The organism is Mesorhizobium sp. CA14, assembly GCF_020165195.1.
In the GTDB taxonomy this organism is placed as follows: Bacteria; Pseudomonadota; Alphaproteobacteria; order Rhizobiales; family Rhizobiaceae; genus Mesorhizobium.
Window position 1 is genome coordinate 110,961 of record NZ_JAIUHR010000010.1, and the last position, 22,400, is coordinate 133,360.

General features: G+C 63.7%; 20 protein-coding genes. 8 read left to right on the top strand and 12 right to left on the bottom strand.

The features are described 5' to 3' along the window. Window positions 1–1,326, top strand: a complete 1,326-nt coding sequence (locus LB565_RS13690) for an ActS/PrrB/RegB family redox-sensitive histidine kinase (protein WP_224584809.1) — start codon at window positions 1–3, stop codon at window positions 1,324–1,326. Between the two features lie 231 nt (window positions 1,327–1,557). Next, entirely contained in the window at window positions 1,558–2,121 is a 564-nt protein-coding gene (locus LB565_RS13695) for an ActR/PrrA/RegA family redox response regulator transcription factor (protein WP_224584725.1), read from the top strand. Window positions 2,122–2,249: 128 nt separating this feature from the next. Here LB565_RS13695 and LB565_RS13700 read toward each other — a convergent pair whose 3' ends face one another. After that, the gene (locus tag LB565_RS13700) at window positions 2,250–2,687 is read right to left on the bottom strand and encodes a YybH family protein (RefSeq protein ID WP_224584727.1); all 438 of its coding nucleotides are present in this window, start codon (window positions 2,685–2,687) and stop codon (window positions 2,250–2,252) included. A 307-nt stretch (window positions 2,688–2,994) separates the two neighbouring features. On the opposite strand from LB565_RS13700, the gene nhaA reads away from it, so the two are divergent. Then, entirely contained in the window at window positions 2,995–4,185 is a 1,191-nt protein-coding gene (gene nhaA / locus LB565_RS13705; RefSeq protein WP_224584729.1) for a Na+/H+ antiporter NhaA, read from the top strand. A gap of 52 nt (window positions 4,186–4,237) precedes the next feature. Here the strand turns inward: nhaA and LB565_RS13710 are convergent, their stop codons facing one another. Beyond that, window positions 4,238–4,738, bottom strand: coding sequence for an MmcB family DNA repair protein (locus LB565_RS13710; RefSeq protein ID WP_181164855.1), 501 nt, complete (start codon window positions 4,736–4,738; stop codon window positions 4,238–4,240). 101 nt (window positions 4,739–4,839) lie between these two features. Further along, on the bottom strand, window positions 4,840–5,037 hold the full coding sequence (locus LB565_RS13715) for a hypothetical protein (RefSeq protein ID WP_224584732.1): 198 nt from the start codon (window positions 5,035–5,037) through the stop codon (window positions 4,840–4,842). 594 nt (window positions 5,038–5,631) lie between these two features. On the opposite strand from LB565_RS13715, the gene LB565_RS13720 reads away from it, so the two are divergent. Then, window positions 5,632–5,964 (top strand): hypothetical protein, encoded by a 333-nt coding sequence (locus LB565_RS13720; RefSeq protein ID WP_224584734.1) that lies wholly within the window; start codon window positions 5,632–5,634, stop codon window positions 5,962–5,964. Here LB565_RS13720 and LB565_RS13725 read toward each other — a convergent pair. After that, on the bottom strand, window positions 5,961–6,176 hold the full coding sequence (locus LB565_RS13725; protein WP_224584736.1) for a hypothetical protein: 216 nt from the start codon (window positions 6,174–6,176) through the stop codon (window positions 5,961–5,963). The genes LB565_RS13720 and LB565_RS13725 overlap by 4 nt on opposite strands. A 158-nt stretch (window positions 6,177–6,334) precedes the next feature. Between LB565_RS13725 and LB565_RS13730 the strand changes: the two genes are divergently transcribed. Further along, window positions 6,335–6,805 carry a nucleoside deaminase gene (locus LB565_RS13730; protein ID WP_224584738.1) on the top strand — a complete coding sequence of 157 codons (471 nt, stop codon included), beginning with the start codon at window positions 6,335–6,337 and terminating at the stop codon, window positions 6,803–6,805. 8 nt (window positions 6,806–6,813) lie between these two features. Here the strand turns inward: LB565_RS13730 and LB565_RS13735 are convergent, their stop codons facing one another. Beyond that, entirely contained in the window at window positions 6,814–7,800 is a 987-nt protein-coding gene (locus LB565_RS13735; RefSeq protein ID WP_224584740.1) for an outer membrane protein, read from the bottom strand. Between the two features lie 18 nt (window positions 7,801–7,818). Between LB565_RS13735 and LB565_RS13740 the strand changes: the two genes are divergently transcribed. Beyond that, complete coding sequence (locus LB565_RS13740) at window positions 7,819–8,784, top strand: helix-turn-helix domain-containing protein (protein ID WP_224584741.1); 966 nt, start codon at window positions 7,819–7,821, stop codon at window positions 8,782–8,784. Window positions 8,785–8,808: 24 nt separating this feature from the next. On the opposite strand, the gene cueR is transcribed toward LB565_RS13740, so the two are convergent. Beyond that, the gene (gene cueR / locus LB565_RS13745; RefSeq protein WP_224584810.1) at window positions 8,809–9,213 is read right to left on the bottom strand and encodes a Cu(I)-responsive transcriptional regulator; all 405 of its coding nucleotides are present in this window, start codon (window positions 9,211–9,213) and stop codon (window positions 8,809–8,811) included. A gap of 226 nt (window positions 9,214–9,439) precedes the next feature. On the opposite strand from cueR, the gene LB565_RS13750 reads away from it, so the two are divergent. Further along, entirely contained in the window at window positions 9,440–10,057 is a 618-nt protein-coding gene (locus LB565_RS13750) for a L,D-transpeptidase (protein WP_224584744.1), read from the top strand. A gap of 182 nt (window positions 10,058–10,239) precedes the next feature. Here LB565_RS13750 and LB565_RS13755 read toward each other — a convergent pair whose 3' ends face one another. The 6 genes from LB565_RS13755 to LB565_RS13780 all read right to left on the bottom strand — a co-directional run bounded on the left by LB565_RS13755 (window position 10,240) and on the right by LB565_RS13780 (window position 19,696). Beyond that, entirely contained in the window at window positions 10,240–10,809 is a 570-nt protein-coding gene (locus tag LB565_RS13755; RefSeq protein ID WP_224511537.1) for a NifU family protein, read from the bottom strand. Window positions 10,810–10,956: 147 nt separating this feature from the next. Further along, window positions 10,957–13,368 carry a glycogen debranching N-terminal domain-containing protein gene (locus tag LB565_RS13760; protein WP_224584746.1) on the bottom strand — a complete coding sequence of 804 codons (2,412 nt, stop codon included), beginning with the start codon at window positions 13,366–13,368 and terminating at the stop codon, window positions 10,957–10,959. A 47-nt stretch (window positions 13,369–13,415) separates the two neighbouring features. Further along, window positions 13,416–13,907, bottom strand: coding sequence for a universal stress protein (locus LB565_RS13765; RefSeq protein ID WP_224584747.1), 492 nt, complete (start codon window positions 13,905–13,907; stop codon window positions 13,416–13,418). A gap of 98 nt (window positions 13,908–14,005) precedes the next feature. Further along, window positions 14,006–15,073, bottom strand: coding sequence for a tryptophan--tRNA ligase (gene trpS / locus LB565_RS13770; RefSeq protein WP_224584748.1), 1,068 nt, complete (start codon window positions 15,071–15,073; stop codon window positions 14,006–14,008). A 173-nt stretch (window positions 15,074–15,246) separates the two neighbouring features. Beyond that, the gene (gene murJ, locus LB565_RS13775; RefSeq protein ID WP_224584749.1) at window positions 15,247–16,854 is read right to left on the bottom strand and encodes a murein biosynthesis integral membrane protein MurJ; all 1,608 of its coding nucleotides are present in this window, start codon (window positions 16,852–16,854) and stop codon (window positions 15,247–15,249) included. A 40-nt stretch (window positions 16,855–16,894) separates the two neighbouring features. Further along, complete coding sequence (locus LB565_RS13780) at window positions 16,895–19,696, bottom strand: [protein-PII] uridylyltransferase (protein WP_224584750.1); 2,802 nt, start codon at window positions 19,694–19,696, stop codon at window positions 16,895–16,897. A 185-nt stretch (window positions 19,697–19,881) separates the two neighbouring features. Between LB565_RS13780 and LB565_RS13785 the strand changes: the two genes are divergently transcribed. Continuing rightward, window positions 19,882–22,389, top strand: a complete 2,508-nt coding sequence (locus LB565_RS13785; RefSeq protein WP_224584751.1) for a heavy metal translocating P-type ATPase — start codon at window positions 19,882–19,884, stop codon at window positions 22,387–22,389. Window positions 22,390–22,400: the final 11 nt, after the last annotated feature.

Sequence of the window (22,400 nt, forward strand, 5' to 3'; positions counted from 1 at the left end):
ATGACCAACATCCTGCGCGCGCCCGATTCCCAGCAAAGCCAGCGGCTGCGGCTCAACACGCTGATCCGTTTGCGCTGGCTGGCTATCGTCGGGCAGAGCCTGACTGTGCTGGTCGTCGCCTATGGCCTGAAATTCCCGCTTCCGGTGTCGATGTGCTTCGCGCTGATCGCCTGCTCGGCCTGGATGAATCTGTGGCTCACCTTCCGCTATCCGGCGGCGCATCGGCTCACCCCGCTTTCGGCCTTCGTGATCCTCACCTTCGACGGCGTCCAGCTCACCGGCCTGCTCTACATGACGGGCGGCCTGACCAATCCGTTTTGCGTGCTGCTGTCGGTGCCGGTCGTCATCTCCGCCGCTTCGCTGCCGCTGCGGTTCACGGCCATCCTTGGCGCGTTGGTCATATTGGCGGCCACGCTTCTGGTGTTCTTCCATTTGCCGCTGCCCTGGTATGAGGGCTCGCCGCTGCCGATGCCCTTCATCTATGTCGCCGGCATGTGGATGGCTGTGTTTGCCTCGATCGCTTTCACCGCCATCTATGCCTTCCGCGTCGCCGCGGAAGCGCGCCTGCTCGCCAATGCGCTGGCCGCCACCGAACTGGTGCTGCAGCGCGAGCAACATCTTTCGGCGCTGGACGGGCTGGCGGCGGCGGCCGCGCACGAGCTGGGCACGCCTTTGGCCACCATCACCGTGGTTGCCAAGGAGATGGAAAAGGCGCTCGGCAAGGATCCGAAATATGGCGAGGACGTGAAGCTCTTGCGCTCGCAAAGCGAGCGTTGCCGCGAGATCCTGAAGCGGCTGACCAGCCTTTCCTCGGAAGGCGAAGCGCATCTGTCGCGCATGCCGCTCACCTCGCTGGTCGAGGAGGTGACTGCGCCGCATCGCGATTTCGGCATCTCGATCCGGCTGCGGCCCGGCGAGCGCATCGGTCCCGAGCCGGTTGGCCAGCGCAGCCCCGGCGTCATTTACGGGCTCGGCAATCTGGTCGAGAATGCCGTCGATTTCGCCCGCGACGCCGTCACCGTCAGCTGGAGCTGGGACAATGAGAAGGTCATCTTCTCAATCACCGACGACGGGCCGGGATTCCCCGCCGAGATCATCGACCGCATCGGCGAGCCCTATATGTCGACGCGCCAGGGCACGGAAGCCGGCGGCGGCCTGGGGCTCGGGCTGTTCATCGCCAAGACCTTGCTGGAGCGTTCCGGCGCCACCATCGATTTCCGCAATTCGAGCGGGCTCGGCGAAGGCGCGGTGGTGCAGATCTCCTGGCCGCGCAACCTCTTCCTCAACCAAGAACAGGCCTCGGCCACCATGTTCGACAATGCGTAAACCTGGTTGGACAGCGCGTAAGCCCTGCACCAACTGCATGGCAGCTCTGTTGCCGGCTCTAAAAATTGGACATTGCCCTTGCAGGACTGTATCTGCGTAAAAGTGAGGCATGTCGCCCAAAACTGTGCAGCGATTTCAGGAAGTCGACATGCCCGGAAACAAGGATTTGAAGGGCCTTCGCCAGAATGGGTCTCGGCGCGGCGCGCTTTGGATCGGTAGGATGCCGATAAGATGAACGGTGACGAAACGACGGGCGCAATGGTCGAGGGCGAGGACACCTCTTTGCTCATCGTCGAGGACGACAAGCCGTTCCTCACCCGGCTTGCCCGGGCCATGGAGACCCGGGGTTTTGTGGTTGAGACGGCGGAGAGCGTGGAAGAGGCGGTCGCAAAGGCGCGCGCCCATCCGCCGGCCTATGCGGTTGTCGACATGCGACTCGGCGACGGCAACGGCCTCGATGTCGTGGCAGTCATCCGCGAGAAGCGCGACGACGCCCGCGCCATCATCCTGACCGGCTACGGCAACATCGCCACCGCGGTGACGGCGGTTAAGCTCGGCGCTGTCGATTACCTGTCGAAGCCCGCCGATGCCGACGACGTCTTCGCCGCGCTCACCCGCACCTCAGGCGAACGCGCGGCGCCCCCGGAGAACCCGATGTCGGCCGACCGCGTCCGCTGGGAGCACATCCAGCGCGTCTACGAAATGTGCGACCGCAACGTCTCCGAGACGGCGCGCCGCCTCAATATGCACCGCCGGACCCTGCAGCGCATACTGGCAAAGCGCGCGCCGCGCTGACGCAATCCCAGGAAAAGCGCGAAACGGTTTTCCGTTTCCGTGAAACGATGAACCGGTCTGCCATTGTCTCAATTTTGAATTTCGGCTCGCAAGGCTGGCGCAAACGCGTCGACCCTTACAAACCGCGTCTATCGGCGGAGTACCGAATCGGCCAGCTGAGCCGTCGTTATCGGATCGGCATGACGGTGCACAATCTTCCAAAGACCATCTTCTGGGCGAAAGACGCTCGTCACGCGTAACGCCAAAGGCGCGACGTCGCTCCGACCGCCAACCTTGGACCTGAGCCGTTCTACTTCGACCAGGTATGCCAGCTCAGACGTCACACACTTCGCTATGTTCTCGAAGGCCGTAGCGTCACCGTCCCTGTAATTCGACGCGGCTCGCTCCATCGTCTCAGCGACCTGCTTCCACCCATGCGCGAAAGGGCCAAAGGGATTTCCCAGCGTTACATCCTCTCGTTGGGAGTAGAGCTCCTTTGCAGGCGCGGAGTTTCCTTTCATGAACTCATCCAGAGCCTGGTGGTATTTTTCAACTGTTTGATCGAAGTCATTGGCGTCGAGGGACACGTCATCCTCCCTGTCGTTCTATTCTGATGCGGGCTGGCGACTCCCATAGGTCAGCATTTTGTTTGTCTGCAGCGGCGAGGCATTTCCCCTAATGGGGGCGCAGTCCAGGTTGGCTTGCTGAGTATACCATGGCGTGAGACAAGTTTCGCGATGGCGTTTGAGACGGTCGGCAAATGGCCGTTCTCTACCCACAGCCGAAATTCAAACTGAGACGCTACCACCGGTCTAGTTGGCTTGCCTCGCCAGCGACGCTTGCGCATCATCCGGTAACAGGACACCGTCGGGCGGACCAAACAACGGAGGAAACATGCGCGACGAGCGGCCAAAATCGATTCTTCGTGAATTCCTCGACGGCGAGGCGGCCGGCGGCGTCATCCTGATGGTGGCCGCAGCCCTTGCGCTGATCGTCGCCAACTCGCCGCTCGCCGGCATCTATTTCGCGGCGCTTCACGCCTATCTCGGCCCGCTCAGCGTCTCGCATTGGATCAATGACGGGCTGATGGCGGTGTTCTTCCTGCTGGTTGGGCTCGAGATCAAGCGCGAGATGCTGGACGGACAGCTCTCGACCTGGCCGCGCCGCGTGCTGCCCGGCATCGCCGCCGCCGGCGGCATGGTGGTGCCGGCGCTGGTCTATGTCCTGATCAACCGCGACAATGCGGCGGCGCTCTCCGGCTGGGCGATCCCCACCGCCACCGACATCGCCTTCGCGCTCGGCGTGCTCTCGCTGCTCGGCAGCCGCGTGCCGGCCTCGCTGAAGGTCTTCCTCACCGCTTTGGCCATCATCGACGATCTCGGCGCCGTCATCATCATCGCGCTGTTCTACACCAGCGGCTTGTCGCTCACCTACCTCGCGGCTGGCTTCGTCGTCATCGCGCTGCTCGTCGTGCTCAACCGCATGCGAGCGATGAAGCTCTGGCCCTATCTCTTGCTTGGCGCATTGCTGTGGGTGCTGGTGCTCAAGTCAGGCGTGCATGCGACGCTCGCCGGCGTGGCGCTGGCGCTCACCATCCCGCTGGAGCGTTCGCCCGGCATCAGCCACGAAACAGAACATTCGCCGCTGCACCGGCTGGAGCGCGGCCTGCACAAGCTTGTGCCGTTTCTTGTCATCCCGATCTTCGGCTTCGCCAATGCCGGCGTCTCGCTCGGCGGCCTGAGCCTTGCTGCACTGGTCGAGCCGCTGACGCTTGGCGTCGCCGCCGGCCTGGTTCTCGGCAAGCTGGTCGGCGTCTTCGGCTCCTCGGCGCTGGCGATCCGCTTCGGCCTCGCCGACCTGCCGGCCAATGCCGGCTGGCTGCATATGCTGGGCATTTCGCTGCTTTGCGGCATCGGCTTCACCATGAGCCTGTTCATCGGCCTGCTCGCCTTCGCCGGCGACCCGGCGCTGCAGGACGCGGTGAAGGTCGGCATCCTCGCCGGCTCGCTGATCGCGGCGCTGGTCGGCGCGGCAGTGCTGCTGACGGCGCCGGCGGGCGGCGGAGTGGGCGAGGAAATGGAATAGGTCAGCTGCAACGCCTATTTCCTCTTCCACCTTGTGCGACGAGGAACAGACGCTACTCGCTCTCGCCATCCAGCGCCGGCACGGCGACGCCGGCAAGCTCGGCGGCCAGCAGCCGCGCGGCGCCCGCGCGGGCAATTCGCAGCATCAGCGCCTTGCGCGTCGCAGCCGCCATTCGGTGCTCGGGCGCGTCGCGCAGGATCTCCGCGCCATAGCCGTCGGAAAGGATGAAGCCGCATTCCTCGGGGAAGATGTCCTGGGGAACGCCGGGATGGGTGGCGAAGAAGAAGCGGTCGGAATGCAGCCGGTAGTCCGGCCACTTGCGGTCGACCCTGAAATCCTCGATCGAGGATTTGATCTCGATGATCCAGATATCGCCCTGCCTGGTCAGCGCCACGAGATCGGCGCGCCGCCCTGTGGCCAAAGACAGCTCCGGCAGCACATGCGCGCCCATTTCGGTGAGCAGCCGCTGCACGCCGCGCCGCACCAGCATGGCGCGCTCGGACTGGCGGCCGTCGATCAACGGGTTGAGGGGAATCGGGGAAACGAGTGGCATGGGAGGCACCATGCCAGATTTTGTTCACGGTTTGAACCCCTGTAGGCCGGGCGATTGTATACTTGACAGACCCGTTGGCGAATCCGTGATGCGGCAATATTTCAAGAAGAACGCTTGCGTATCAGGGTTCTAATAGCGGGATAGACCACGCTCATAACGATGGTGAGCACTACGAGAATTGCGATCTGCCAGTACCAGACATAATGGACACGGACCGCCGCAAAGACTGCTACGGCAACCATAGCCGCCCGGATGATCTGATCCCCAACGCCGCCATTCGAATAAGGGCTTTTATCCATCTTTGGTATCCTTCTTCGGCTTATCGCCCTTTAGCGGTGGCGATTCACCACCTTTTCAACATGCGGTCGAAGTTCTCTTCGGAGTCGTCCGTTTCGAGTTCGCGGGCGGCCTCTTTGAACTTTTCCAGTTGCTTGTTAGGTTGATCGGGCATTTCCATCACCTAGGCTCAAATCCATGCCGAAGCGGCACTATACAATCTATTGCGATGAATCCTCAAAAAAAGGCCGGTACTTCTCCAATTTTTACGGAAGCGCGTCGATCCAGTCTGCGGAGAGGCAGGCTATCGAAAAGGTGCTTCGCGAGAAAAAGAAGAACTGAATATCTTCGGAGAAATGAAGTGGACAAAAGTTACCAAGGAATATCAGGAGAAGTACATTGAATTCATCCGGTTGTTTTTCGATTTCGTGGCGAGAGGTCGCATCAAAATTCGAACTATGTTCACCCAGAATTACCACCGACCAAATAACCTGACCGACGAGCACCGGGATAAAGAGTACTATCTTCTACTACCAGATGCTCAAGCACGCGTTCGGGTTACGGCACTGCAATCCTAACGGTATCGACCGGGTTTCATCACCACGCTCTTGGATGACATGCCGGACAACAAGGAGAAGATTGAGCGCTTCCGCAACTACATATCCACATATCACAGACTAGCCGCGAACGTATTCGTCCTTGGAATGCGTGACGAACTCATGCGAGGCGAAATCCTGGCCGGCGCGCCGGTAGATACCACTCTCGTCGGTCATGAGCGCGCTTTCCGTGGCGATGTCGGTCCGGACGACAGGCGTGACATTGCCCATGCGCGCGGGGTCGACATGGAAGGAACGGGCTTTGCCGCCGGCGATTATCGGTTCCTTCGATGGTCGGCGGCGCAAAAGGCAGCGGTTAAGGCAGATGTCTACGGCGAGACCCGCTACTGCTAATCCCCCGCTCGAAATTCGTCCGCCAGAAGCCTGGCCAGGTGGTCGCGGCTCAGGCTCAATGCCTCTTTCAGGAACCACAGGAAGTTGCTCGGACCGTCTGTCGGCAGGCCGTTCTCTTCCGCCTGGGTGATGACCGCGCGCTGGCGCTCGATCCGCTCTTCGATCTCGCGGATGTGCTGCTCGACACGTTCGATGTCGTCCTGGAAACCCATGGCCGGCAATCTCATTGTGCGCGATCGTCAGAATAGCACAAAAAACGGAAATGCGTGGAGCGCAAAGCCAAGTGGGATGCTTGAGCCTTGGTTCAGATAGAATTAGCCCTTGCTAATTATATGCCCGGCAGCAATCTCGCCGTGAGAGGATTTCCGCCATGACCCGCGACCAGATGCTCGCCCACCTTAGGTCCGCCGATGCCGTCGCGCGCGAGGCGGCGGCGCATGGGCATCATCCGTTCGGCTGCGTGCTGGTCGGGCCGGACGACCGCGTTTTGATGCGGCAGGGCAATCTCGACACGGTGCGCCACGCCGAGACCGAGTTGGCCCGTCGCGCCGCGGCGGCCTATGAGCCGGAGTTCCTGTGGCAATGCACGCTGGTCTCGACTTTCGAGCCGTGCGCGATGTGCGCCGGCACGATGTACTGGGCGAATATCGGGCGCCTGGTCTATGGGGTCGAGGAAACCAGCCTTCTGGCGCTCACCGGGGATCACGCGGAGAATCCGACGATGAACCTCGCCTCGCGCACGGTCTTCGCCTCCGGCCAGAAGAAGATCGAGGTGTTCGGCCCCTTTCCCGAAATCGCGGACGAGATGCTCGCCCCGCACCGCGATTTCTGGAAGCGCTGAGCGGTTTCTCAGAAGTGGTTTCCCGCCTCGTTGAACCGGTAGACGAGCGAGAACGAAAGCGTCTGCACCGTCGGCTTGAACGCGATCGCGCCGTCCGGGGCACCGGTGGCGTCGACATACATGCCGGCGCTTCTGCGGCCATAGTCGGCGAAGCGGTATTCGGTTTTCATGAACCAGCCCGGTGAAGAGATGCCGGTGAAGTCGAGCGTATTCTCGACGCCGCCGCCCACGAACCAGCCATCATAGTGTTGTTTGGCAACGCTCAAGGGGACGAGTGGGGTCGGGTCCAGACCGGACCCTGTGAACTCGGCGTGACTGCAGCCGCCATTAGCATAGATCAGCACGTCCGGCGTTGCGAGCGCGCCCACCCGAAGGCCGGCGGCATAGTTCAGCCTGTTGTTCGTGGTGCCGGAATATCCCTCGAAGGGTGCCTTGATCCTGCCCTTGACGTCGCCGAACTGAACGTCGGCAAATGCGCCGGCCACCCAAGAGGGTGCGAACTGCCAGTCGAAGCCGCCGCCCACCGTGCCGAATCCGCCGCTGCCGTCCGTTTGCGCGGACGGAGGCGCTTCGAAATCCGTATGCTGGTCAGCGCTCCACCATCCGAACCCGCCGCCTGCCGAAAGATAGAACCCGCTCCAGTCCCTGGCCGGTGCTTGCGCCGCGGCGTCCATGTCGGCTGCCGACGCCGCCCGCGGCAATATGCTTGCGATCACGATACCGGCCGCGCACAAAAGTCTCATGCAAAAGTCCTCGATGTTCATCTTGTCCCTGCAAGCCATCGCCGATTTCGCGGCCATCGTCTTGGACGCACGGGCTCCGGCGTTGGACAGGCAGGCCCGCCGCAGGATCGGCCGGAAATGTTGCGCCGGCGCAACGACAGGAGGCTCAAATGATCGTCGATTGGACTGGCGGGCCCTGAAATTGGACGGCAGGGATTCCGCCGCTTCTTTGGCCGCTCCCGAAATGCGAAGGTCGTGATAGGTTGCGGCCAATCAAACAGATTTCCGTCAATGCAGAAGATCGATTTTTCGTCGGACAGCCTGCCAGCGTATCTGAGCGACAAGGATCGCTTTCGCCTCTGGCGCGACATGTGGATGGAGCAGCTTGGCGACGCCGAGATCAGGCATGCCGAGGACAAGCGTTTCGCGACGGCGACGAAGATGCGCTTCCTCGGCGAGCTTCGCGTCGGCCTGTTCGAGACCACGACCGAGTACTATGTGCGCACGCGCCGGCATGTCGCCAACGACCGCGACGATATCTTCGTGGGATTCTACCGCAGCCCCAAGCCGCAGATATGGTCGGTCGCCGATTGCGATCTGTCGCTGCAGCGCGGCAACGGCATCGCCTACAACGTCGCTCAGCCCTGTCAAAGTTTCACCGACGGCGTGACCGCCTGGGTGTTGGCCTCCATCCCTCGCGCCGCGTTGCTCAGGATGGTGCCGCATGCCGACGACCGCCCGGTGACGCGGCTCGATCCGGCAAACCCCGCCGTGCGCCATCTCGAGCGTACCATCGACTTCCTGCTTCAATCCGAGGAGCTGGATGCGGAGCCGGCGCTCTCGCGGCGGGCCGGGGCCGCACTGGCCGATCTGATCGTGCTGGCGCTGGGGGCCAAGGGCGATGCCGCGGAAATCGCGACCGGCCGCGGGCTCCGCGCGGCACGGCTGCGCGAAGCCGTGGCGGTGATCGAGGCACGCTTCGCCGACCCGGCGCTGTCGACCGAAATGGTCGCTCGCGCGGTGGGGCTTTCGCGTCGATATCTCAACACGCTTCTGCTCGAAAGCGGCAGCACCTTTGCCGAGCGTGTGCTGGAGCTTCGGCTGCAGAAGGCATGCGCCATGCTGTCGGACATCCGCAACGACGCCACGAAGGTGAGCGACATCGCGCTCGCCGCGGGATTCAACGACGTGTCCTATTTCAACCGGCGGTTCCGGATCCGGTTCGGTGCTTCGCCCACGCAATATCGCGGCGGGTAACCTGCCGGGGGCACCCCGGTCCTATCAGGCGGACACCTGGTCCGCCGCTCCCGCCATGTCGTCCAGGATCGGGCAGTCCGGCCGGTTATCGCCGTGGCAGGCATGGATCAGCTTCTGCAGCGTCGAGCGCATCGACTGCAATTCGCGCACCTTCTCCTCGATTGCCCTGACATGGGCGGCGGCGATCTCGCGCACATCGTGGCTGGCGCGGTCGCGATCCTGATAGAGCGCCATAAGCTGCCTGCAATCGTCGATTGAGAAGCCGAGATTGCGCGCGCGGCGCAGGAAGGCCAGCCGGTGGATATCCTCGCCGGAGTAATCGCGATAGCCGTTCTCAGCCCGTGCCGGGCGGATCAGCCCGATCTCCTCATAGTAGCGGATGGTCTTGGCCGGCAGGCCGGAACGCTCGGCGGCATCACCGACATTCATGGCGCTCTCCTCGAACCCAAGCGGCTCCATGAGCCGCCTCATTGATTTTGTTTCACAATCCGGTGAGGCCTGTTGCGGAAATGCCGCAGTTCGGCACTTACCGGCGCGTAAGGTCTTGCATATAGGCAGTGCGCGCTTGGCAAGCAAAAGAAATGCCAGCATGAATGATGACAACAAAGCGGCCGACTCGTGCCGCTGGCATCCAGGCGGGGCATCGGACCAATTTATGCGCTTGAAGTCATTTGCAATCCTCGCCGCTCTTGCGCTGTCGACCGCGATCAGCGGGTGCAGCACCATCGGCGGGCAAATCTTCACCAACAACTATGGCGCGATGACCGATGCCGGCTATCAGCTGCCGCGCATCCCGATCGAGAAGGTGCCCGCCAAATACCATCGGCAGGAAGTGCGCTATGACACTTCGGAGAAGCCGGGCACTATCATCGTCGATACCCAGAACAAGTTCCTCTATTTCATCGAGGACGACGGCATGGCGATGCGTTACGGCATCGGCGTCGGCCGCGAAGGTTTTGAATGGCACGGCACCGCCCATATCGCGCTGAAGCGCGAATGGCCGACCTGGACGCCGCCGGCGCCGATGATCAAGCGCCAGCCCGAGCTCGCCAAGTTCGCCAGCGGCATGGAGCCGGGCCTGAAGAACCCGCTCGGCGCGCGCGCCATGTATCTGTTCAACAAGGGCGGCGACATGGGCTATCGCCTGCACGGCAGCCCGGAATGGTTCTCGATCGGCAAGGCGATGTCGTCGGGCTGCATTCGGCTGATGAACCAGGATATTATCGACCTCTATGACCGCACGTCGGTCGGCGCCAAAGTCATCGTGATGTAAGGACCATGATCCCAAAAAGTGGCAGCCGGTTTTCGGAAAAGATCATGGTCAACTAAAGAGTTTCGCAGGCGGACCGTCTAGGCAACAACAAGACGTCCTGAAAACAGAAAACCGGGCTGTTGGGGCCCGGTTTTTTGTTTTTTGTGATAAGGCTGGTCGCGCAGCAACCGGCCGGGAATGCGTCAGGCGACTTGCTCGACCTGCTGCACCTCGGGAACAAAGTGGCGAAGCAGATTCTGGATGCCGTGCTTCAGCGTCGCCGTCGACGACGGGCAGCCGGCGCAGGCGCCCTTCATATGCAGGAACACCGTGCCGTTCTCGAAACCGCGGAAGGTGATGTCGCCGCCGTCCTGGGCAACGGCCGGGCGCACGCGCGTGTCGAGCAGTTCCTTGATGGTCAGCACCAGCTCTTCGTCTGCCTTGTCGTAGAACTCAGCGGTGCCGCCGGCGTCGCTCGCCGGAGCGGCCGAGGCCATGACCGGCGCGCCGGACATGAAATGCTCCATGATGGCGCCGAGGATCGCCGGCTTCAGATGCTGCCAGTCCGGGCCGTCCTTGGTCACGGTGATGAAGTCATAGCCGAAGAAAACGCCTGTGACGCCGGGGATCTCGAACAGCCGGCCGGCCAGCGGCGAGGCCTCCGCCGCGGCTTCGGCGTTGCGGAAATCGGCGGTGCCTTCGCGCAGCACTTCCTTGCCCGGCAGGAATTTCAGCGTCGCCGGGTTCGGCGTCGATTCGGTCTGGATGAACATGGGTATCTCCAGGCCCTTCGTGGGCCGATAGTTTGGAATAATTCTAAATAGGCTCTATCGGCTGGACATTCAAGCGAAACGCGTCGCTAGGAACGGCTGGCTGGCGGAATGTTTTTGCCATGCTGGAGGTCCGAACCATGGCAGCCCTCATCCGCCGACTTCGACGGTCAATTGTCCACTCGTCTGCAGGACATCGACCTCGGCGCCGTCATCCGTTCGCCTGAATTCGAGATCGGCGCTGCCCTTGCCGACACGCAACCCGCGAAGCGCGATACGGTTCACGAAACCGGGCATCCGCGGCCGCACGATCCGCAGCTTGTTCGCGAAGCCGTCGGGTTCCAGGCCAAGGCACACGGTCAGCAGGAAGGGCGCTGTTCCGGCCGCCCAGGCCTGCGGGTGGCAAGCCACCGGATAGTGCACCGGCACCTGGAAATCCGCGCGCGGAAAGCCCGCCATCGCTTCAGGTAGCCTGTGATGGCGAAAGTGCATCGCAGCCTCGGCGATGCCCGTGAAGATCCGCAGCGCCGCGTCGTCCTCGCCATATTGCCGGCAGCCGGCCGCCACCAGCGCATTGTCGTGCGGCCAGACGGTTCCGAGGTGGTAGCCGACGGGATTGTAGCGCCTTTCCGAGGTGGCAAGCGTACGCACGCCCCAGCCGTTGAACATGTCGTCCCGCATCAGCCGCGCCACGGAACGGCGGCCCTTGTCGCGGTCCGCGATACCGCACCACAGCGCATGTCCGGGGTTCGAGGAAACGACCGTGACCGGGCGGCTTCTTGCTTCCAGCGCGAGGGCGAAGATCCCTTGGTCCTCGCACCAGAAGTCGCGGTTGAAGCGTATTCGAAGCCTGTCGGCCTCTTGGCGAAGCTGTCTTGCGCGGTCAGCTTCGCCGCTGCGCTCATAAAGGTCGGCGATGGCATGTTTGGCGGCAAAGACATAGCCCTGCACCTCGACCAGGGCGATCGGCGGCTTGGCGAGGCCGCCATCGGCTCTCACGATCGCGTCGCCCGAGTCCTTCCATCCCTGGTTGACGAGACCCTCGGTGGAGCTGCTCCGGTATTTAAGGTAGCCCTCGCCATGGTCGTCTCCAGCCTTGGCGATCCAACCCAACGCCTTTTCCACCGGCGCCTGCAATTCGCGAAACAGGTCGAGATCGCCGGTCCAGGCGGCATGACGGCCGAGAAGCAACAGGAAGAGCGGGGTAGCGTCCACCGTGCCGTAGAACCTGGCATGAGGAACATCGCCGGCGCGCGCGAGCTCGCCGACGCGCAGTTCGTGCAGGATCTTGCCGGCCTGCTCCTCCCGCCATCGATCCGTCCGGCTTCCCTGATAGCTGGCCAGGAGGCGCAGCGTCTGGGCGGCGATCTCCGGCTGGAAGGCCAGCATTTCCAGCGCGACGATCAGGCTGTCTCGCCCGAACAGGGCAACGAACCAGGGCACGCCGGCGGCAAAGTATTCACGGCTCCCCAATTCCGAGCGCAGCATCACGACGTCGCGCAGGGATCTCTCCATGATGCTGTTGAGCAGAAGGCTGTCGCTGTCGAGCTTCGTATGCTGCTCCAGCCATTCTTCGGAGTTCGTCCGGAGGTTGCCGGCAACACCGTCGAACGTGGCTGTTGGGCGCTGAGTCAGTTGCCCGGCCCCGGCGTCTTCCGGCTGTTCCTCCAAGGCGATGGTCACCGCGATGGTTCGCGTGGCTCCGGGCGGCACGTCGATCTGGAATTCGGCCGCCGTCTTGTGCGTGGCATCAGGCCGGGGCGAGAATGCGACCGTCGCCATCCTGCGGAGCCGGTCGGCGCCGTGATAGGCGAAATGCAGCCTGCCGCCCCGCCAGGCGGGCCGTTCGGCCCTGCCGAGATTTTGCCTCACCAGCCCGCGGACGTTGAAGATGTCCTCGAAGCCGGCGCCGAACTGCAAGGTCAGCGGAAACTCGTGCGCCTCGTGTCCCAGATTCTGGATGGTCAAGACTTCCCTGACGCATGTCTGTTCGGCGTCCAGAATACGCTCCCAGCGAATGCCGAGTTGGTCCTTGGGGATCAATCGATCCTTGCTGGAGTGCAGGTCGGGGTTGGTCAGCTCGAAGAGCGCCGCGTACCCTTTCTGGGCGGTCGAGGCCAGGACGACCGGCGTCAGGCCGGCCAAGGTCATCTGATAGCCGCCGATGAAGCGGCAGTCATGAAAGTAGAGCCCGAAGCCGTGCCCGTCGCTTATAGGTATCTGCGCATCGGCGGCGATGACGTAATACAGATCGAGGCTCTTGACGGTGATCGCTCCGGCGATGCTGTCGACCATGGCCGGATGGCCCTTGGTAAGCACCCGATGCTTGCGCTCTTGCTGCGCATGAGGTGTCTGCCGGGCTTTTTCCTGGGTCCGTGCCGACTGCGGGCGCGGCCGCGCCGGTGGTTCGGCGCCCATGGCTTTCGCCCTCGATTGTTCGCGTCGGCCTGCCTCTTGCTCTGCTTCGGTCATCGGCTCTCCATTGGAATGCGCACATGATTCCAAATGGCGCGCCGCAAAAGCCGGCCAAGGGTGGCGTTGTTCTTGTACCAGCTTGGACATGTGCGCCGCGGGTGAGAAACCCGGCGCCGCCGGAAGGCCTTCGCAAATCAGGCCAGGCTGTCGATCTCTTCGTCGGACAGGTTCTGCGGCACGACCGTCACCGGAATCGGAAAGGCCGCGCCGCGGCCGGCAACCGCGCTGACCAGCGGTCCGGGACCTTCCTTGCCGGCGCCGGCCGCCAGTACCAGGATGGCGATGTCCTGGTCTTCCTCGATCAGCTTGTGGATCTCTTCGGTCGGCTTGCCTTCGCGCACCACCAGCTCCGGCTCGATGCCGACGCTCTGACGCACTTTGGTGGCGTAGCCGTCGAGTGCTCCGCGCGCCGTCGCGTTTGCTTCCTCGCGCATGATCTTTTCCACGCCCAGCCAGTGCTGGAAATCATCCGGCTCGATGACATAGAGCAGCACCAGCACGCCGCTGGTGTGCTGCGCCCGCTTCGAGGCGTAGGCGACGGCGCGCTCGCATTCCGGCGTGTCGTCGATGATCGCCAGGAACTTGCGGCGATGGCCGGCTTCGCGGCTGAGGCGTTTGGAGACCATGTCTATCTGCTCGGTATGGTTCGGCCGCAATCTGCCACCGCCAGCGGCCGGCGGCAAGCGGCCGGCCAGCATGGCGATGGTTCAGCAAGACCGCTCGATCAGTCCTGCAGCAGGCCGATGATGTCGCGAACCGTCTTCATCGTGCCCTCGGCGATTGCGCGGGCCCGGTTGCCGCCATCCTTGAGCACGGCGTCGACATAGGCGCGGTCGCCCTCGATCCGGCGCATCTCGGAAGCGATCGGCGCCAGCTTCTCGACGGCGAGATCGGCAAGCGCCGGCTTGAACACGGAAAACTGCTGGCCGCCATATTCCTTCAGCACGTCTTCTTTGGAGATCTCGGCGAGGCCGGCATAGATGCCGACGAGGTTTTCCGCCTCGGGCCGGCTTTCCAGTCCGTCGATCTCGCTCGGCAAGGCCTCCGGATCGGTCTTGGCCTTCCGGATCTTCTTCGAGATGGTGTCGGCGTCATCGGTCAGGTTGATGCGCGACAGGTCCGACGGATCCGATTTCGACATCTTCTTCGAGCCGTCGCGCAGGCTCATGATGCGCGCCGCAGGACCGCCGATCACCGGTTCGGTGATCGGGAAATAGCCGTTCACCGTCTCTTCGCCGACCTGCATTTCGACGCCGACGCCGAGTGCCGCGATCTTCTCGGAGAAGTCGTTGTTGAATTTCTGCGCGATGTCGCGGGTGAGCTCCAGATGCTGCTTCTGGTCCTCGCCCACCGGCACATGGGTGGCGCGGTAGAGCAGGATGTCGGCGGCCATCAGGCTCGGATAGGCGAGCAGGCCGAGCGAGGCGTTCTCGCGGTCCTTGCCGGCCTTGTCCTTGAACTGCGTCATGCGGTACATCCAGCCGATGCGCGCCACGCAGTTGAAGATCCAGGCTAGTTCGGCGTGCTGGATGACCCGCGACTGGTTGAAGACGATGTGCTTCTTCGGGTCGATGCCGGAGGCGAGGAACGCCGCAGTGATCGAGCGGGTCTGGTCGCCCAGGTCCTGGTGGACGAGCTGCGCCGTGAGCGAATGCAGGTCGACGACACAATAAATGCAGTCGGACTGTTCCTGGAGGGCGACGAATTTCTTGATGGCGCCGAGATAGTTGCCGAGGTGCAGATTGCCGGTCGGCTGGACGCCTGAAAAGACGAGTGGCTTGAAGGCGGACATGATTTCCTCAGGGCTTGTGGAGGGCCGTATTAAGCGTGATTCCAAAAAGTTGCAGACTTTTTGGAGCCAATCACGCGGCTGGAAACCGCGTGCGGCGAAAGTCTTGCGACGGCGCGCTTATGGACGAAGGGCGCGAGGGGATCAAGACCGGTGTTGCTGCAAGCCAGCTCGAGTTATTCGTCCAGGCCAGTATTCGATTCCCGCGGCGCAGATTTCCGTGAGCCGCGTTTCACATTCCGCCGGATCATGCCGAAGTCGGCGCCGCCAGTGCCGAAAGCGGCGAGGAAGTAGAGCGCGGCGCCTCCGCCGACCAGCGCGAACAGCGTCGTCGCCTTCACCACCAGCGGCGAGCCGGGTCCGAGCCGCGCGGCGAAGTAGTGCTCGGCGAAGTAAAGCGCCGTTGCCATGATCACGGCGGACAGCACCAATCGCGGAATGCGTCTCAAGAGCGGCACGTCGCGGCCCCAATGGCCGCGCCTGATCAGCATGGCGAGCAGCATCAGCGCGTTGACCCAGCCCGCGACTGCCGAAGCCACCGCGATGCCAGGCGCGCCCATCGACGGGAACAGGCTCAGCGCCGTGGCGACATTCACGCCGACCGAGATGGCGGCAAAGATCATCGGCGTGCGCGTGTCCTCGCGCGCGAAATAGCCTGGTGTGAAGGCCTTGATCAGCACGAAGGCCGGCAGGCCGAGGCCGAAGATCGCTAGGATGGAGGCGACGATCGGCGTCGAGTGGTTGGCGGCGAAGGCGCCGCGCTCATACACCAGCCGCACGATCGGCTCCGACATCACCCAGAGCGCCGCCGCCGCCGGCAAGGTCATGAACAAGGTGAATTCGACCGAGCGGTTCTGCAGATTGGCGGCCTCGACCAGGTTGCCGGATTTCAGCGCCCGCGACAGTTCCGGCAACAGCACGATGGCGACGGCCACGCCGACGACGCCGAGCGGCAGCTGATAGATTCGGTCGGCATAGGCGAGCGACGACACCGCGCTGTTCTGCGCCGAAGCGATCGCCGTGCCGATCAGCTGGTTGATCTGGGTGATGCCGCCGGTGATCGCCGCCGGCAGCGCCAGGATCAGCAGCCGCTTGACGTTGGGCGTCATCTTCGGACGGCGGAAGCCGATCGAGATGCCGGCGTGGCGCACCGCGATCCAGACGATCGCCAACTGCACGATGCCCGCTGCCAGCACGCCCCAGGACAGGCCAAAGCCGACGTCATGCGCGTCGAGCCCGTGATACCAGGCATAGGCGAGTACGCTGATCAGGATGATGTTGAGGAAGGCGGGCGCAATCGCCGCCGCGAAATAGCGGCGCAGCGAATTCAGCATGCCCGCCATCATGGCCCCGAGCGACATGCAGATCAGGTACGGGAACATGATCGTCGCAAGCCGCACGGTCGTCTCGAACTTGCCCGGGATGTCGGCAAAGCCCGGCGCTACCAGGTAGCGCACGATGAGCGGCATCGCGAGTTCCATGGCGATCGTCAGCGCCAAAAGCGCCGAGAACAGCACGCCGAACACTTCCTCCGAAAAACGCTTGGCGCCGTCGGTGCCATGCTGCTCGATCTCCTTGGCGAAGAGCGGCACGAAAGCAGCGTTGAAGGCGCCTTCGGCGAACAGCCGGCGGAAGGTGTTGGGGAACTGGAAGGCAGCGTTGAAGGCATCGGCGACCGGCCCGGTGCCGAGTGCCGCCGCCATCAGCATCTCGCGGCCGAAGCCCAGCGCGCGGCTCATCAGCGTGCCGGACGCGACGGTGGCGAATTTCTTGACGAGGCTCATACTGGGAATGACTGCCAGAAAAATTGCGTCAAATGGATGGTCACTCAGCCGCCGCCTTGGCCTTGCCGTTGCGTTCCGCCGAACTGCCTTCCAGCGTATCGATCAGCCGCTTGTGGATGGCGGCGGTGCGCGTCGGGCTGTCGATCTTCTGTCCGGTCAGGTCGGTGACGTAGAACGTATCGATGACCTTCTCGCCGAAGGTGGTGATATGCGCCGAGGCGATGTCGAGCGAAAGGTCGGAGATCGTTCCGGTGATCTCGGACAAAAGCCCCGGCCGGTCCAGTCCCTCGACCTCGATCACCGAGAAACGGTTCGACAGCGTGTTGCGGATTTCGGCGCGCGGCGGAATGCGGAAAGCCTTGGCGCCGCGCTTCGGCTTGGTGCGCTTCTCGATCATCTCGGGCAGCCAACTCTTGCCGGACAGCACGTCCTCGATCAGCCGGCCGACGCGCTCGGCGCGGCGGCGCTCGTCCTCGTCGCGGTCGAACTCGCGGGAGATCAGGATGCTGTCCAGCGCGCGGCCGTCCGAGGTGGTGAAGATCTGCGCGTCGACGATGTTGCCGCCCGCCGCGGCGCAAGCTCCCGCGATGATCGACAGCAGGCGCGGATGGTCCGGCGCCAGCACGGTGATCTCCGTCACCGCCTCGAACTCATGCGTCTTGACCATGGTGGCGAGCTTCTTGCCTGCCGCATCCGCCTCGCGGATGAATTCGGCATGGCGCAGCTGGTCGGGCAGATCGACGGTCAGCAGATAGTTCTCATAGTGCTGGGCGACATAGCGCTTGCGCTCCTTCGCCGGCCAGGCGGACAGCGCCTCAGCCAGCCGCTCGCGCGCCGCCGCCGTACGCTCGGCGCGCGACACTTCGGAGAAACCGCCGGTCAGAAGCAGCTCGGTCTCGAAATAAAGCGTACGCAGCAGCTGGCCTTTCCAGCCGTTCCACACGCCGGGCCCAACACCGCGTATGTCGCAGACCGTGAGGATCAAAAGCAGCTTCAGCCGCTCGGCCGACTGCACGATCGAGGCGAAATCCTCGATCGTCTTGCGGTCGTTGAGGTCGCGCGTCTGCGCGGTCATCGACATCACGAGGTGGTTCTCGACCAGCCAGGCGACCGTCTCCGTGTCGGCTGCCGACAACCCCATATGCGGGCAGATGCGCCGGGCGATCCTGGCGCCGGCTTCCGAATGGTCTTCCGGCCTGCCCTTGGCGATGTCGTGCAGAAGCACCGCGACATAAAGCGCCTCGCGGCTTTTCTTCAGACCCGGCATCAGCGTATGCGACAGCGGATGCACCTTGGCGCCGTCGCCGCGCTCGATCTCGGCCAGCACGCCGATGCAGCGGATCAGATGCTCGTCCACCGTATAGTGGTGGTACATCGAGAACTGCATCATGGCGACGATCTTGCCGAAGTCGGGGATCAGCCGGCCGAGCAGCCCCGCTTCGTTCATGCGCCGCAGATTGAGTTCGGCGTTGCGGTCCGAGGTCAATATGTCGAGGAACAGCCGGTTGGCTTCCTCGTCGCGCCGGAGCGATTTGTTGACAAGGCCGAGCGAACGGGTGAGCAGCTTCAGCGCATCGGGATGGAACTCCAATCCGTGCTTGTCGGCGAACCAGAACAGCCTGAGCAGATTGACCGGGTCGCGCTCGAACACGCTGTCGTCGGCGACGTTGATGCGGTGATTGTCGACGATGAAGTCGGACGTGCCGGCAAGCTTGCGCTTGCGCCGCTGGAAAGTGAGGAAGATGCGGTTGAAGCCCGGCACGTGCTTGGCCTGCTCTTCCTCGAGCGCCGCGCAGAAGATGCGGGTAAGGTCGCCGACATCCTTGGCGACGAGGAAATAGTGCTTCATGAAGCGCTCGACTGCCGACAGGCCGGGATGCGTCGTATAGCCCAGCCGCTCGGCGATCTCGCGCTGGATGTCGAAATGCAGCCGCTCTTCCGCCTTGCCGGTGAGGAAATGCATGTGGCAGCGCACCGCCCACAGGAAATCCTCGGCCTTCTGAAACTCGCGATACTCGGCCTCGGTGAAGACGCCCTTCTCAACCAGTTCCTCGCCCGTGCGCACGCGATAGAAATATTTGCCGATCCAGAACAGCGTCTGCAGGTCGCGCAACCCGCCCTTGCCGTCCTTGACATTGGGCTCGACCAGATAGCGGCTTTCGCCGGCCTTGGCGTGGCGCTCGTCGCGCTCGGCAAGCTTGGCCTGCACATATTCCGGCCCGGTCGTGCGCACCACCTCGTGGTCGAAGCGGGTCAGCAGCTCGTCATAGAGCTTGCGTTCGCCCCACAGGAAACGCGCTTCCAGGATCGACGTGCGGATGGTGATGTCGCTGCGCGACAGCCTCAGGCACTCGTCGATGTTGCGGGTGGCGTGGCCGACCTTCAGTCCCATGTCCCACAGCATGTAGAGCATGTATTCGACGATCTGCTCGCCCCATGGGGTCTGCTTGTAGGGCAGCAGGAAAAGCAGGTCGATGTCGGAGCCCGGCGCCAGCGTGCCGCGGCCGTAGCCGCCGACGGCAACGACCGCCATGCGCTCGGCCGCCGACCGGTTCTTGACCCGGTAGACATGGGTGGCGGCGAAATCATAGAGCGCCCGGATCAGATCATCCATCAGATGCGAGAGCCGCTCGGCGCAGGCGTTGCCGCCGCCATCCTGCTTGAGCATGGCCTCCGCGATCTTTCGCCCTTCCGTCATCCTGGCCTTGAGTAGCTGGAGGACGGCCGTGCGAACAGCCGGGCCCGAGCCGTCGCCGGCGCTCGCCGCCGTCAACGCCGTCAAGTCGCGGCGCAGCGCGTCGCCATCGATGATTTCGTCGAGTTTCAAGGAGATCTTTGCCATTCGGCGGCGTCTATAGCCTGTTTTCACGGCGCTGTGTATGGGGCCTGCGGCCGCGATTGCCATCGCGCAGGGGCGTAATTCGCAACCGCCCGGCCGATTTTCGCAAAAGTCGAAACCGCCCCTTGACCTTCCAGTTACTGGAAGGACTACCTCCGCCTCAATTCGAGAATTCCGAGGCATTGCTGATGACCCATTCCGACCATCACCACCACCACCATGCGCATGGCGGCGCCTGCTGCTCCGCGAAGAGCACCGCGCCCGCCGGCGAGCCGGTGATTCGCGATCCTGTCTGCGGCATGACGGTCGATCCGGCGGCCGGCAAGCCGACGGCCGAGCATGGCGGCCGGACCTTTCATTTCTGCAGCGAGCGCTGCCGCACGAAATTCCAGGCCGAGCCTGAGAGCTACCTGACGGCCACGGACCCCGTCTGCGGCATGAGCGTCGACCGCGCGAGCGCGAAGCATTTCGTTCGCCATGAAGGGCAGGGCTTCTATTTCTGCTCCGCCGGTTGCAAGGGCAAGTTCGAGGCGGAGCCGGCAAAATATCTCGCCGGCCGGCCCGAGCCGCAGCCGATGCCGAAGGGCACGCAATACACCTGCCCAATGCATCCCGAGATTGTTCGCGACAAGCCAGGTTCCTGCCCGATCTGCGGCATGGCGCTGGAGCCGATGGGCGTGCCGACAGGCGACGAAGGCCCTAACCCCGAGCTCGTCGATTTCACCCGCCGGTTCTGGGTCAGCGCTGCGCTCTCCCTGCCGCTCCTGATCGTCGCGATGGCGCCGATGCTGGGCGTCAGCTTCGAAACCCTCATCGACGGCCGGACGAAGACGTGGCTGGAACTCGCGCTGGCGAGCCCGGTGGTGCTGTGGGCGGCGTTTCCGTTCTTTCATCGCGGCTGGGAATCGATCCTCAATCGCAGCCCGAATATGTGGACGCTGATCTCGCTGGGCGTCGGCGCGGCCTATCTCTTCAGCCTCGTCGCGACATTGTTCCCGGGCGTCTTCCCGCATCAGTTCCGCGGTCACGATGGCGCCGTGCCGGTCTATTTCGAGGCCGCCGCTGTCATCGTCGCGCTGGTCTTCCTAGGCCAGGTGCTGGAACTGCGCGCCCGCGAGCGCACCGGCTCGGCTATCCGCGCCCTGCTCGACCTTGCGCCGAAGACGGCGCGGCTGATCGGCGCCGACGGCTCCGACAAGGACGTGCCGCTCGACAGCATCAAGTCGGGCGACCGCTTGCGCATCCGCCCCGGCGATGCGGTGCCGGTCGACGGCATCGTGCTGGAGGGCCGCTCGGCGATCGACGAATCCATGATCACCGGCGAGCCGCTGCCGGTCGAAAAGACGGAAGGCGACACACTCACCGGCGGCACGCTGAACAAGAACGGCTCGCTAGTCATGCGCGCCGAGAAGGTCGGCGCGGAAAGCACGCTGTCGCGCATCGTCGAGCTGGTCGCCAAGGCGCAGCGCTCGCGCGCCCCGATCCAGGGACTGGCCGATCGCGTGTCCTTCTATTTCGTCCCGGCCGTCGTGCTGGTGGCGATCCTGGCCTTTATCGCCTGGTCGATCTTCGGCCCCGAGCCCAGCCTGATCTTCGCCATCGTCTCGGCGGTGTCGGTGCTGATCATCGCCTGTCCCTGTGCGCTTGGCCTCGCCACCCCGATGTCGATCATGACGGCAACAGGGCGCGGCGCGCATGCCGGCGTGCTGATCAAGGAAGCCGCCGCGCTGGAGCGCTTCGCCGCCGTCGACACGCTGATCGTCGACAAGACCGGCACGCTGACCGAGGGCAAGCCGCGGCTGACCGACGTCGTTGCGGCCGACGGCATCCAGGAGAATGAGCTGCTGGGCCTCGCCGCCGCGCTCGAAAAGGGTTCGGAACATCCGCTGGCCGAGGCGATCGTCGAGGGCGCCGCCGCGCGCGGCTTGAAGCTGGCCGATGCCGTCGATTTCGAAGCCGTCACCGGCAAGGGTGTTTCGGGCATTGTATCGGGCCGGAAGGTCGCGCTCGGCAATGCGGCGATGATGAACGATCTTGGAGTCGAAACGCCGGTGGCCGATACCGAGGCGCTGCAGGCCGAAGGCAAGACGGCCATGTTCGTGGCCGTCGGCGGCAGCTTCGCCGGCATCGTCGCTGTCGCCGATCCGGTAAAGGCAACGACGGCCGAGGCGATCAAGGCGCTGCACGACAAGGGCCTGAAGATCATCATGGCCACTGGCGACAACGAGCGCACGGCAAAAGCGATCGCCGGCAGGCTCGGCATCGATGAGGTCCGCTCCGGTTTGCTGCCGGATGAGAAGGGCGCGCTGATCGAGGAACTGCGTGCCAAGGGCGCTGTCGTCGCCATGGCCGGCGACGGCGTCAACGACGCGCCGGCGTTGGCCGCCGCCGATGTCGGCATCGCCATGGGTACCGGCGCCGACGTCGCCGTCGAAAGCGCCGGCATCACGCTGGTCAAGGGCGACTTGAACGGCATCGTCAGGGCGCGCACGCTTGCCCAGGCGACGATCCGCAACATCCGCCAGAACCTGTTCTTTGCCTTCCTCTACAACGTGCTCGGCGTGCCGGTCGCGGCCGGCGTGCTCTACCCACTTACCGGCACATTGCTGTCGCCGATGATCGCTGCGGCGGCGATGAGCCTGTCGTCGGTGTCGGTCATCGCTAATGCCTTGCGGCTGAGAACGTTGAAACTCTGAGCAAAACCCCC